The 13,181-nt window shown below is 71.0% G+C and carries 9 protein-coding genes; 7 read left to right on the top strand and 2 right to left on the bottom strand.

Annotated elements, in window-relative coordinates:
- Positions 1 to 23: 23 nt before the first annotated feature.
- Both LNW72_RS34580 and LNW72_RS34575 read right to left on the bottom strand, forming a co-directional pair.
- Positions 24 to 1,331: an MFS transporter gene (locus LNW72_RS34580; protein ID WP_250978981.1), complete on the bottom strand. Its 1,308-nt coding sequence runs from the start codon at positions 1,329 to 1,331 to the stop codon at positions 24 to 26.
- A gap of 164 nt (positions 1,332 to 1,495) precedes the next feature.
- Entirely contained in the window at positions 1,496 to 2,413 is a 918-nt protein-coding gene (locus tag LNW72_RS34575; RefSeq protein ID WP_250978980.1) for a glycosyltransferase family 2 protein, read from the bottom strand.
- A gap of 804 nt (positions 2,414 to 3,217) precedes the next feature.
- On the opposite strand from LNW72_RS34575, the gene LNW72_RS34570 reads away from it, so the two are divergent.
- The 7 genes from LNW72_RS34570 to LNW72_RS34540 all read left to right on the top strand — a co-directional run bounded on the left by LNW72_RS34570 (position 3,218) and on the right by LNW72_RS34540 (position 13,151).
- On the top strand, positions 3,218 to 4,318 hold the full coding sequence (locus LNW72_RS34570; RefSeq protein ID WP_250978979.1) for a Gfo/Idh/MocA family protein: 1,101 nt from the start codon (positions 3,218 to 3,220) through the stop codon (positions 4,316 to 4,318).
- A gap of 52 nt (positions 4,319 to 4,370) precedes the next feature.
- Positions 4,371 to 5,387, top strand: coding sequence for an NAD-dependent epimerase/dehydratase family protein (locus LNW72_RS34565; RefSeq protein WP_250978978.1), 1,017 nt, complete (start codon positions 4,371 to 4,373; stop codon positions 5,385 to 5,387).
- A complete protein-coding gene (locus LNW72_RS34560; RefSeq protein WP_250978977.1) occupies positions 5,384 to 6,571 on the top strand; it encodes a DegT/DnrJ/EryC1/StrS family aminotransferase in 1,188 nt (395 codons plus the stop codon). The genes LNW72_RS34565 and LNW72_RS34560 overlap by 4 nt, the downstream gene beginning before the upstream one ends.
- The gene (locus tag LNW72_RS34555; protein ID WP_250978976.1) at positions 6,568 to 7,191 is read left to right on the top strand and encodes an acetyltransferase; all 624 of its coding nucleotides are present in this window, start codon (positions 6,568 to 6,570) and stop codon (positions 7,189 to 7,191) included. Before LNW72_RS34560 ends, LNW72_RS34555 begins: the two co-directional genes overlap by 4 nt.
- Positions 7,192 to 7,366: 175 nt before the next feature.
- Positions 7,367 to 8,482, top strand: a complete 1,116-nt coding sequence (locus tag LNW72_RS34550) for a DegT/DnrJ/EryC1/StrS family aminotransferase (protein WP_250978975.1) — start codon at positions 7,367 to 7,369, stop codon at positions 8,480 to 8,482.
- 185 nt (positions 8,483 to 8,667) lie between these two features.
- Complete coding sequence (locus LNW72_RS34545; protein ID WP_250978974.1) at positions 8,668 to 11,961, top strand: DUF4082 domain-containing protein; 3,294 nt, start codon at positions 8,668 to 8,670, stop codon at positions 11,959 to 11,961.
- A gap of 143 nt (positions 11,962 to 12,104) precedes the next feature.
- A complete protein-coding gene (locus LNW72_RS34540) occupies positions 12,105 to 13,151 on the top strand; it encodes a glycosyltransferase (RefSeq protein ID WP_250978973.1) in 1,047 nt (348 codons plus the stop codon).
- The last annotated feature ends 30 nt before the right edge of the window (positions 13,152 to 13,181 follow it).

Below are 13,181 nucleotides of genomic sequence, written 5' to 3'. Positions count from 1 at the left end.
CGGCGCCGGTACGGGCTCCGACGTCATGATCGGCCACCGGACGGCCGCAGCACCACACCCGCGACGACGGCGCAGCACAGCAGACCCACCGCGGATCCGGCCAGCGCTGGACCGTCCCCCCAGACGGTCCAGGCCGCGCCGAAGACGATCGAGCAGCAGAACCGGGCCAGTGCCTGGCCGGTGCCGACCAGCGCGAGGCCGCTGGCCCGCAGTTGCTCGGGGACGATGGCGGAGACCGCGGCAGGCAGCACACCGTCGGTCGCGGCGTAGAACATGCCGTGCAGCGTGAGCACGAGATAGGGCAGCGCCGGCAGGTCGGGGGCCCAGAGCAGCAGCGTGTACGCGACGAGCAGCAGCGCGTGCCCCACGAGGAACACGACACGCCGCCCGACCCGGTCGGCCAGGGTGCCGACGGGCACCGCCAGCAGGAGGAACACCGCCGCGGTGCCGAGCGGCATCAGCGGGAACCACTGCTCGCTGATGCCGGTACGGCGCTGCAGCAGCAGATAGACGAAGGCGTCGCTGACGGTGGTGAGTCCGAGCAGGGCCGCGCAGGCGGCGAGCCCGCGCAGCCGCGGCAGGCGCAGGAGTCGCAGCGCCTCACGAAGGTCGACGGGCCGCTTCTCCGCGACCTCGGCCCCTGGGTCTCCGCTCGCGGCCTCGTCCGGTGCGCCGGGCGCGGCCCGCCCGGCGCGCACCTTCCCCGGGACGAACAGCACCAGCACCAGCACGCCGAGTACGGCCACACAGGCGCTGACGCCGAAGACCGCGTCGTACCCGTCGGTCGCCGCGCGCAGGATCAGGAACGCGGCGACGGGTCCGAGTACCGCGCCGGTGGTGTCCATCGCCCGGTGCACCCCGAAGGCCCGGCCCTGGAACTCCGCCGGCGTGGACAGGGAGATCATCGCGTCGCGCGGTGCGGTGCGCAGTCCCTTGCCGGTGCGTTCCAGCGCGAGCACGATGCCCAGCGGCCCCAGGCTGTGGACCAGGAGCAGCAGCGGTTTGCACACCGCGGACAGTCCGTAGCCGAGCCCGGCTATGAGTTTGTGGTTGCGCACCCGGTCGGCGAGGTGGCCGCCGGCCAGCTGGACCAGCGCGCTCACACCGTTGTAGACGCCGTCGAGCGTGCCGAATCCCAGCGGGCTGAGGCCGAGCCCCACGACGAGGTACAGCGGCAGGACGGCGGTGACCATCTCCGAGGAGATGTCGGTGATGAGGCTGACCGCGCCCAGCGCGAACACCACCGAGGAGACCCCCGGGAGCCGGCGTCCACGCGTCCGACCCGGCGCGGTGGTTCCCTCGCTGGGGGCTGCGCGGTCCGCGAGATACATGCTCAGGAGCTCCAGTTGCCGGTGGTGGCGGAATCGGCGGAGGAGTTGGCGGCGCAGCCGAGGCCGTCCATGGACTCGAACGTGCGAATGACACCTTAATGGCTGTATGTGATGGCGGAGGTGCTTCCCGGAGAACGAGGTATTGAACCGGCGTTAACGGCAGGTCAGCCCTGTCGGCTGCTCTCGTCCCGCAGCCAGGTCCCGAAGTCCTGCGACCTGATGGCCTTCCGTGATCCCCGACGGGCCACGACGGCGGCCGCGACGAAGACCACGACGCCGAGGACCAGCTTCGGCTCGGCCCGGAGGATCGCCCGCAGATCCGCCTTGCTCGTCCGCGCCGACGGTTGGCCCGCCGTCCCGGCCGCCGTCTCCCCGTCCTGGCCTGGATGGTCCTGGCCGCCCGGTTCCAGCCCGTTCCGCTCCTGCCGCTGGTAGTGCTCCAGTTGGGCGGACGAAGTCGCCGCCCGGATCCGCCGCTTGATCAGGTCGGACCAGGTACGCGGCGGGTGGACGACGACCCGGGCGGTGCCGACCACGAGCCGTTCGTCCGGGGCGAAGGCGAGCGAGGCGGCCAGATCGTCGGCCATCAGCGGCGGCAGCGCCGCGATCCGGGCGTGCCCTGCCTCGGACACCGCGATGACGCCCCGGCCGAACAGCCCCTCGCGCACCGCGGGCAGCCGCTGCCACACCTGGTAGTACGCCCGGACCCGCCACGCGCAGCCGGCCAGCGGCACCTCGCGCTCGGGAGCGGTGGCCAGGATCGCCGAGGAGCCGTCCAGCGGGTGGGTCAGCGCCCGGACGTCCGAGGTCGCGATCACCACATCGGCGTCCACATAGAGCCGGGGGAAGCCGCGGGCGTGCTCGTCGCCGACCCGCAGCGCCTCGTGTTTGGAGGGCTCGGGTATCTCGACCACCCGGACGCCGGCGCCCCTGCGGCCCGCGACCTGCGCGGTGTCGTCCGTACAGCCGTTGCAGACCACCACGATGTCGATCTCGTCGGCGGAGGACTCGGCGAGAAGGGAGTCGAGGAGCCGGCCGATGACCCGGCTCTCGTTGTGGGCCGGGATCACGATGCTCGTCACCCGGGCAGTATGACCCCCATAACGAGACCGTTGCTGAGTGTTTCGTCCAACTGTCCCCCCGGCTGAGTCCGGTGGTCTAGATTGAGCGTCGGCGGACCGGTTTGGGCGGGGAAAGTGACCCCGGACGGACAGGTTCCGGCAAGGCTGTGGCCAATCCAGGGAAACTTGGGGGAGATTGGGTGCAGCAGAGGCTCCACCGGGCTCGGATGTGCATCACCGGGCTCGTCAGCACCGCACGCGCGTCAGGGTTTCGTCGTGGGGACGACACGGCGGCGCTCGTCACAACAGATCAGCACGGACTCCGGCTGCGGGGGGACACATTGCAGCGGGCCGTCCGTCATCGTCCGGTCAGGTGTAAGACCCACGTACTCATGCTCGACCACCGGTGCCCGCACCGCTCTCCCGCCACTCGGGTTCGTGGCGGGGACGGCCGCGGCGTGCGGGCGGCCGTGCGGAGTACGTAGAGCACCGTGGTGGGGGGAGCATGACCGTTGAGCAGGTCACGCATGAGTCGCAGGTTGTGGAACGCGGGAGTCCGGAAATCCGCCGACGCTGTTCGGCACGGAAGCACCGGGACATCCCGCTGGTCGCGGACGGCCTCGCCGCCGCGGTCGCCGCGCCGGGCGGGCGTATGCCCCGCTATCGGCTGACAGCACGCCGGGCACCGGGCCGCGCCGGGAGCAGACCGCTCCGCGCCGGACCGCCGCCCGGCGCCGGCGATGTGTCCGCGGATCCCACGCACCCCACCCACACCCTCGAACTGTCGATGCGTCAGCCAACGTGCACGAAGGGACGACGAACACTGTGACGGACACTGTGAAGGGCGCTGTGAAGGACACCGGCGCTCCGGGGCGGGGACCGGCCGAACCACTGGGTGTCGCCGTGGTCGGTGCCGGCTACTGGGGGCCCAACCTGGTCCGCAACTTCCAGTCCAGCCCGCAGTTCCGGCTGCGCTGGCTCTGCGACCTCGACGTGGAGCGGGCCCAGCGGGTGCTCGGCGGGTACTCCACGGTCCAGGCGACCGCGGACTACGCGGCGGTCCTCGCCGACCCGGCCGTGGACGCCGTCGCCGTGGCCACGCCCGCCGGCACGCACCTGGAGGTCGCGCTGGCGGCGCTGCGGGCGGGCAAGCACGTGCTCGTCGAGAAGCCGCTGGCCGCCACGTACGCGGACGGCCTGCGGCTGGTGAACGAGGCCGAGGAACGCGGTCTGACCCTGATGTGCGACCACACCTACTGCTACACGCCCGCGGTGGGTCACATACGGGACCAGGTCCGCTCCGGGGAACTCGGTGAGATCCACTTCGTCGACTCGGTCCGGATCAACCTCGGGCTCGTCCAGAAGGACATCGACGTGATGTGGGACCTCGCTCCCCACGACCTGTCGATCCTCGACTTCATCCTCCCCGACCATGTCGAGCCGGTCGCGGTCGCCGCGCACGGAGCCGACCCGATAGGCGCCGGCCAGGCCTGTGTCGCCTATCTGACGCTGCAGCTCAACACGGGCGCCATCGCGCACGTGCACGTCAACTGGCTCTCCCCCACCAAGGTGCGGACCACCATGGTCGGCGGCTCGAAGCGCACCCTGATCTGGGACGACCTCAACCCCGCGCAGCGCGTGGCGATCTTCGACCGCGGTGTCGAGCTGTCCACTCCCCAGGAGATCGGCGCGGACGAGCGCCGGGACATGCTGATCTCCTACCGGTCCGGTGACATGGTGGCGCCCGCGATCGGTGAGAAGGAGGCGCTGCGCAGCATGGTCGACGAGTTCGCCGCGTCGATCCGCGAGCGCCGGGCCCCGCTGACCGACGGCCGGGCCGGCCTCCGCGTGCTGGACATCCTCGAGGCGGCCTCCCGGAGCCTGGAGTTCCGCGGTGCGGTCGTCGGGCTGCGCGCCGGCCGGTGAGAGTTCGGGCAGTTCCACGGCACACGATGACCGATTCAGTGGGGGAAGAGCGTTGAGCACCGTACGAGGCAAGAAGATTCTGGTCACCGGTGGGGCGGGGACCATCGGTTCCAACCTGGTCGACCTGCTGGTCGACAACGGGGCACGCGAGATCGTGGTGCTCGACAACTTCGTGCGCGGGCGGATGGCCAACCTGGCCCAGGCCCTGCCGAGCGGTGTCGTGCAGGTCGTCGAGGGCGACATCCGCGACGTGGCGACCGTACGCAAGGTCACCGAGGGCGCCGATCTGGTGTTCCATCTGGCGGCGATCCGCATCACCCAGTGCGCGGAGGAACCCCGGCTGGCGAACGAGGTCATGGTCGACGGCACGTTCAACGTGCTGGAGTCGGCGGCCGCGGCGGGGGTGGGCAAGGTGATCGCCTCCTCCTCGGCCTCGGTCTACGGCCTGGCCGAGGCCTTCCCGACCACCGAGCGCCACCACGCGTACAACAACGACACGTTCTACGGCGCGGCGAAGGCCTTCAACGAGGGCGTGCTGCGCAGCTTCCACGCGATGTACGGGCTGGACTACGTCGCGCTGCGCTACTTCAACGTGTACGGGCCCCGGATGGACATCCACGGCCTGTACACCGAGGTGCTCATCCGCTGGATGGAGCGGATCGTCGGCGGCGAGCCGCCGCTGATCCTCGGCGACGGCACCCAGACCATGGACTTCGTCCACGTCCGGGACATCGCCAGGGCCAACCTGCTGGCCGCCGAGTCGGACATCACCGACGAGGTGTTCAACGTCGCGAGCGGTACCGAGACGAGCCTGCGCGACCTCGCGCTGGCCCTGCTCGACGCGATGGGCGCCGATCTGGAACCCGAACACGGTCCCGCCCGCTCGGTGAACGGGGTCACCCGCCGCCTCGCGGACACCACCCAGGCCGCGGAGCGGCTCGGCTTCACGGCGCAGATCGATCTGCGCTCGGGGCTGCGGGACCTGGTCGACTGGTGGCAGTCGGAGCGCGCCGCCGACGCCAAGGCCGCGGCCGCCGGCACCGCGGCCGCCGCCCAGGTCGCGCGATGAGCGCCCCGGTGGGTGCCGCCCCGGTGGATGCCGCGCCGGTGGATCCCGCACTCGCCCGTATCCCGGTGATGATGCCGTGGCTGGGCGAGGAGGAGGCCCAGGCGGCCGCCGACGCGGTCCTGTCCGGCTGGGTCGCCCAGGGACCCCGGGTCGCGGAGTTCGAGCGCGCCTTCGCGGAGCGGGTGGGCGCCGGGCACGCCATCGCGGTGAGCTCCTGCACCGCTGCCCTGCACCTGGCGCTGGTCGCGCTCGGCCTGGGCCCCGGTGACGAGGTCGTCGTTCCCTCGCTGTCCTTCATCGCCACGGCCAACGCCGTGCGCTACGTCGGTGCCGAGCCGGTCTTCGCGGATGTCGAGGAGGCCACCGGCAATCTGACGGCGGCCACCGTCGACGCGGTCAGGACCCCGCGCACCAAGGCGGTCCTCGCCGTCCACCAGGGCGGCGTGCCGGCGGATGTGCACGCCCTGCGGTCCGCCTGCGCCGGCTGGGACGTCGCGCTGGTCGAGGACGCGGCCTGCGCGATCGGCTCGACCGTGGGCGGCAAGTCCGTCGGCGACGGCGCGCTGCTCGCGGCCTGGTCCTTCCACCCCCGCAAGGTGATCACCACCGGCGAGGGCGGCATGCTGACCACGGACGACGCCCAGTGGGCCGAGCGGCTGCGCCGGTTGCGCGAGCACGGGATGAACGCGTCGGCCGCGCAGCGGCACGCGAGCAGCAAACCGATCCTGGAGAGCTATCTCGAGGTCGGCTACAACTACCGGATGACCGACATCCAGGCCGCGGTCGGCCTGGTCCAGCTCGGCAAACTGGACGAGATCGTCGCCCGTCGGCGCGCCCTGGCGGCCCGCTACGAGGCGCTGCTGCAGGACGTTCCCGGGCTGTCCGCGGTGCGCGACCCCGCGTACGGGCAGGGCAACTTCCAGTCCTACTGGGTGCTGCCGGCCGAGGACTTCCCGGTGGGCCGGGACGCGTTGCTCGCCGCGCTCTCCGACGCGGGGGTCTCGGCCCGGCGCGGCATCATGGCCTCGCATCTGGAACCCGCGTACGAGGGGCATCCGTCGGCGCCGCTGCCGGTCACCGAGCGGATCAGCCGTGACTCGCTCATCCTGCCGCTGTTCCACACCATGACCGAGGCCCAGCAGGACCGGGTGGTGGCCGTGCTCCGTGAGCAGGCGGGCGGATGAGCGGCCCCGCGAGACCCGACCCCGTCAGATCCGGGTCCGGCACCCCGGATCTCGTGATCGTCGGCGCGGGCGGCTTCGCCCGTGAGACGGCGCAGGCGGTACGGGACGTCAGCGCGGACGACGTGGCCCGGGGCCGCGCCCCGCGCTGGCGGCTGACCGGCCACCTGGACGACGATCCCGCGCTGCACGGCCGGGACGTGGACGGCGTGCCGGTGCTGGGCGGGTGCGAGCTGGTGCACGAACTGCCCGGCGCGCTGGTGGTGATCTGCGTCGGCAGTCCGCGGGACTACGCCGTACGGGCACGCCTGGTGCGGCGGCTCGGGCTGCCCGCGGACCGCTACGCCACCGTGGTGCACCCCACCGCGGCGGTGTCGGGCTCCTCGGTCGTCGGACCGGGCTCGGTCCTCCTGGCGCACAGTGTCCTGACGGCCGCCGTGCTGGTCGGCGCGCATGTGGCGGTGATGCCGCACGCGGTCCTCACCCATGACGACGTCGTCGGGGACTTCGTGACGATCGCCTCGGGGGTCCGGCTCGGCGGGGGTACGCGGCTGGAGCGGGGGCCTATGTGGGCTCGGGGGCCCTGGTCCGCGAGTACACGACGGTCGGCGCGTGGTCGCTGATCGGGATGGGAAGCACGGTGCTCGGCGATGTACCGCCGGGCGAGGTCTGGATCGGCAGCCCGGCACGCCGGCTGCGCGAGGCGGTGGTCCCGGCGCTCGACGAGCTACGGGCCGAGGGTGCCGAGGGTAAGGACGCCGGCTCGGGGCCGGCGCCACGGATGGGGAGTCCAGTCACATGAACCAGATACCGCTTGTCGACCTCAAGGCGGCGCATGCCGAAGTCGCCGACGAAGTGCGCCAGGGATTCGAACGGGTCCTGGCCAACACCGCCTTCATCGGCGGTGACGAGGTCAGGGAGTTCGAGCGCGAGTACGCCGAATTCGCCGGCGTCGCGCACTGTGTCGGTGTCGCCAACGGCACCGACGCCCTCGAACTGGCCCTGCGCGCGAGCGGGGTCGGCGTCGGTGACGAGGTGGTGCTGCCCGCGAACACCTTCATCGCCACGGCCGGCGCGATCGCCAGGATCGGTGCGAAGCCGGTGCTGGTCGACTGCCTTCCCGAGAGCTTCCTGATGGACGGCCAAGCCGCCCTGGACGCGGTCGGGGCGGCCACCCGCGCGGTGGTCCCGGTCCATCTGTACGGGCAGTCCGCCGAGGTGGCCGAACTGGCCGCGGCCGTGCCAGCGCACGTCCGGATCGTCGAGGACGCGGCACAGAGCCAGGGCGCCACCCGGGACGGCAGGGCCCCGGGCAGCGGTGGCATCGCCGCCACCAGCTTCTACCCGGGCAAGAACCTCGGCGCCTACGGTGACGCGGGCGCGGTGCTGACCGACGACGCGGAGCGGGCCGACCTGGTGCGGGCGCTCGCGAACCACGGCGGTGTCGCCAAGTACCGCCATGACGTGGCCGGTTTCAACAGCCGGCTGGACGGGCTGCAGGCCGTCGTCCTGCGGGCCAAGCTGGCCCGGCTCGCCGACGGGAACGCGGCCCGGCGGGCCGCGGCGGCCCGGTACGACGCGCTGCTCGGCGATCTGGCGGCCGCCGGGCGCGTGGTGCTGCCGACGACGGTCGACGGCAATGTGCACGTGTGGCACCTGTACGTCGTACGGGTCGCCGGAGCGGACCGCGACGACGTCGTGGGCAAGCTCAACGCGGAGGGCATCGGCGCGGGGGTGCACTACCCGGCCGCGGTCCATCTCACCCCGGCCTTCGGCCATCTCGGCCACCGTCGCGGCGACTTCCCGAACGCCGAGGAGGCGGCGGACCGGATCCTCTCGCTGCCGCTCTTCCCGCAGATCACCGCCGATCAACAGCAACGGGTCGTGGACACTCTCACCGACGCCCTGCGCTGACGTTCTTCCGCACTCGCAGTTCGCTGTCGCCTGTCACCGCCGTGTGATCAGACACCGTTTCCCGTCTCACCCGCTCTAGCCTCGTCCCGCCTCACCGAGCCGGGTCACTGCACTGCCGCTGAGAGGTACAGATGTACAGAAGGAGCAGATTGCTCCGGGGCGGACTTTTCGCCCTGGCCACAGCCTTGATAACAGCCGTACTGCCGCTGGCCGTGGTCGCCAGCGCGGCTGATCCCTGCGGATCGGGTGGCAACCCCGTCGCGTGCGAGAACTCGAAGCCGGGCACTCCGATGTCCGACTGGTTCTCACCCAACGCGTACGGCAACGTCCAGGGGTTCTCCACCAGCCAGAGCGTCCAGGCCGGTGAGACCGTCCAGTTCAAGATCCAGTCGCCGACGCCCTACCATGTCTCGGTTCTCCGGCTCGGCTACTACGGGGGCGACGGCGCCCGCACGTTGTCGACCGCGGCCCAGGCCGCGGTGACCTATCCCGCCAACTTCACCAAGGACGGCACCGCCAACACCCCGATCGACACCACGGTGGTCGACGGAGTGCCGGACGGCAAGCCGCGCAACTGCACCAAGAAGCCCACCACCGGGCTGGTGGACTGCGGCAACTGGCCCGTCACGGCGAGCTGGACGGTGCCGAGTGACGCCGTCTCCGGTCTGTACATCGCCAACTTCGACCAGGCCGACGGCGAAGGCGTGATGCCGTACCCGTTCATCGTGCGCAACGACTCCAGCCACTCCGACATCGTCGTGCAGACCGACGACGAGACCTGGCAGGCGTACAACACGTGGGGTGGCCAGAGCCTCTACGACGGCGGCGGTCCCGCCCCCGACGGGCGCGCCTACGAGGTCAGTTACAACCGGCCGCTGAGCGTCGGCGGTGACAACGGGATCTACGGTTCCGAGTACGAGATGATCTCGTGGCTGGAGCAGAACGGCTACGACGTCAGCTACATGACCGGGCTCGACGTGTCGACCCGGGGCCCGCAACTGCTGAACCACAAGATGTTCATGTCGTCGGGCCATGACGAGTACTGGACCCAGGACCAGTTCACGAATGTGCTGAACGCGCGGCACGCCGGGGTCCACCAGACGTACTTCAGCGGCAACGAGGTGTTCTGGAAGACCCGGTTCGCACCGAGCATCGACGGGGCCAACGTCGCCAACCGCACGCTGGTCTGCTACAAGGAGACCAAACGGTTCCTCGCCCAGCCCGACGGCATCCCCGACCCCAGCGGCATCTGGACCGGGACCTGGATGGACCCCAACAGCACCGCCAACGGGCAGCCGTTCCAGCCGGAGAACATCCTCACCGGCTCGATGTTCACCGTGAACGGCTACCGCAGTGACGCGATCACCGTGCCGGGCACCTACAGCAAGCAACGGCTCTGGCGCAACACCACGGTCGCGAGCCTGACCCCGTCCCAGACCGCCACCTTCCCGACCGGAACGCTCGGCTACGAATGGGACAGCGATCTGTCCAACAGCACCAGACCCGCCGGTCAGATCGACATGTCGTCCACCACGGTGGACATCAACGACGGCAAGCTCCGACTCGACTACGGCAACACGTACGGCAACGGCACCGCGACGCACAACCTCGTCGCCTTCCGTGACCAGACGTCGCACGCCCTGGTGTTCGGGGCCGGCACCGTGCAGTGGTCGTGGGGCCTGACCAACATCCCGACGAGCAACCCGGACGACGCGGTGGTGACCGCGGACAAGCGGATGCAGCAGGCCACCGTGAACATCCTGGCCGACATGGGTCTGCAGCCGAAGACCCTGCAGAGCGGTCTGGTCCTGGCGTCGGCCTCCACCGACACCGTCGGTCCGACCATCAGCGTGACCAGCCCGGCGGCCAATGTCACCGTGCCCGCGCTCAAGCCGCTCACCATCAGCGGGACCGCGGCCGACTCCGGCGGCGTGGTGGCCCGGGTGGAGGTCTCCACCGACGGTGGAACCACCTGGAACCCGACCACGGGACTGACGTCCTGGAGCTACAGCTGGACCCCGACGAGCCCGGGCGCGGCGCAGATCAAGGTGCGGGCCGTGGACGACAGCGTCAACATCGGCGCCACCACCACGGTTCCGCTGACGGTCGGCCCGCAGCAGTGCCCCTGCACCGTGTGGCCGGCGGCGGCCGTTCCCGGCACCGTCAACGCCGGTGACGGGAGCTCGCTGGAGCTCGGTGTGAAGATCCGTTCCTCGGTGACCGGATCGATCACCGGTGTCCGGTTCTACAAGTCCCCGGCCAACACCGGGACCCACACCGGCAGCCTGTGGAGCGCCACCGGCCAGCGGCTGGCCACCGGCACCTTCACCAACGAGACGGCGTCCGGCTGGCAGCAGCTGAACTTCGCCTCACCGGTGCCCGTGAAGGCGAACACCACGTACGTCGCGTCGTACTTCGCCCCGAACGGCGGATACTCCTACGACAGCACCTTCACCGGGAACTCCGCGGGGCTGGCACCGCTCACGGCGCTGCAGAACGGCACCGACGGCGGCAACGGCGTGTACCACTACGGTGCGACGAGCGCCTTCCCGTCGACGGCCTCGACGGGCAGCAACTACTGGGTGGACGCGGTCCTGGACACCTCCGGCGCGAGCACCGTCCCGCCCGCGGTCAGCACGACCACACCGCAGTCCGCGGCGACCGGCGTGCCGATCACCTCACCGGTGAAGGCCATCTTCAGCGAGGGTATCGACGGCGACACCCTGACGTTCACGCTGAAGGACGCGGGCGGCGCCTCCGTTCCCGGGACCAAGGTGCTGACCGCCGCGAACAGCGCGACGTTCACACCCTCCACCGAACTGGCGCTGAACACCACGTACACGGCGTCCGTGCAGGCCGAGGACCTGTGGGGCAACGCGATGGCGGCGCCGACGACGTGGAACTTCACCACCAGTCCGACACCACCGGTCGTCAACTGCCCCTGCACCCTGTGGCCCGGCAGCGCCGTACCGACCACGGCCAACACGACCGGAGACACCAACTCCCTCGAACTGGGGACCCGGTTCCAGTCGGCGGTGAACGGCTACATCACCGGCATCACCTTCTACAAGGGTCCGGGAAACACCGGCACGCACACCGGCACCCTGTGGTCCTCCACCGGCACGCTGCTCGCGACCGGAACCTTCGGCAGTGAGACCACGTCCGGGTGGCAGCAGCTGCTCTTCGCCACCCCGGTGCCCATCACCGCGGGTACCGGCTACGTGGCCTCCTACCACGCACCGAACGGCAACTACGCGGTCGACGGCGGCTACTTCAGCGGGGCGCACCAGTCCTATCCGCTGGTCGCACCGGCCGACGGCAGCGGTGGCTCCAACGGGCTCTACGCCTACGGGACCACCTCGTCGTTCCCGAACGGCTCCTACGGGTCCGCGAACTACTGGGTCGGCCCGATCTTCACCACGACGCCGCCGGCCCTGGCCCAGACGGACAGTTCCACGGAGGTGGTACCGGCCAAGTAGTCCCGAGCCGGTCCGGGGCGGCGCCCCGGACCGGTCCGTTCGACCAACGTTTCCACCCGTACCCACCGGTCCGGGTCGGGGGAGGCGGCCCGGTGGGTCCGGGCCGCCTCCCCCGAGGCCGACCGGGGATTGGCTTCCTAACGATGAGCACCGTCAGCGTCGTGATCCCCTGCTACAAGTACGGCCATTTCCTGGCCGACTGCGTGCGCAGCGTGCTGGACGAGCAGGAGGGCCTCGATGTCCGGGTGCTGATCATCGACGATGCCTCGCCCGACGACTCCGCGCAGGCCGCGCACGCGCTGGCGGCCGCCGACCCGCGGATCGAGGTCCGGGTCCACGAGAAGAACAAGGGGCACATCGCCACCTACAACGAGGGCCTGCTGGAGTGGGCCGACGGCGACTACGTCGTCCTGCTCTCGGCGGACGACCGGCTGGTCCCCGGGGCGCTGGTGCGCGCGGCAGCGCTGCTGGACGCCCATCCGGAGGCCGGATTCTGCTACGGCAGACCGCTGCGCTTCCAGCACGGCGGCCCGCTGCCCAAGGCCCGCACCCGGAGCACCGGTTCCGTCGTCTACCCCGGGCAGTGGTGGCTGGAGCGGCGCTTCCAGGAGGCCACCGGCTGCATCACCTCGCCCGAGGTGGTCGTCAGGACCAGCCTGCAGCGCAAGGTGGGCGGCTACGATCCGGCGCTCCCGCACGCGGGCGACATCGAGATGTGGATGCGGCTCGCGGCGCACGCCGACGTCGGCTACATCCAGGGCGCCGACCAGGCCTTCTACCGAGTGCACGGCAACAACATGTCCACCACGGACTTCGGCGGACAGCTCGACGACCTCCGCCAGCGTCTGGTCGCCTTCGACGCGGTGCTCGACAAGTGCGCCGACCTGCTGCCACGGGCCGACCGGCTGTCGGCCGCGGTGCACACCCGGCTCGCCCGCTTCGCGCTGCGCCGCGCCTACCGGGCCTACGACCGCGGGCGTACCGATGTGGTTCCCGTCGATGAACTCGTGGCGTTCGCCGGTGAGTGCCTGCCGGGTTACGAGAAGCTGCCCGAGTACCGGGCGCTGCGCCGGCGGCAGCGGATCGGCGCGCGGACGATGCCGTATCTGCAGCCCCTGGTGCTGTCGGCGGTGGCCGACCGCGGCCGTGAGTGGCTCTGGTGGCAGTCCTGGAAGCGCCGGGGCATCTGATGGTCCTGATGGTCCGCCGACGCCGGTTCC

This window comes from Streptomyces sp. RKAG293 (assembly GCF_023701745.1).
Classification (GTDB): Bacteria; Actinomycetota; Actinomycetes; order Streptomycetales; family Streptomycetaceae; genus Actinacidiphila.
Note: the sequence above shows the minus strand (reverse complement) of the source record. Positions and strands in the feature narration are given on the sequence as shown.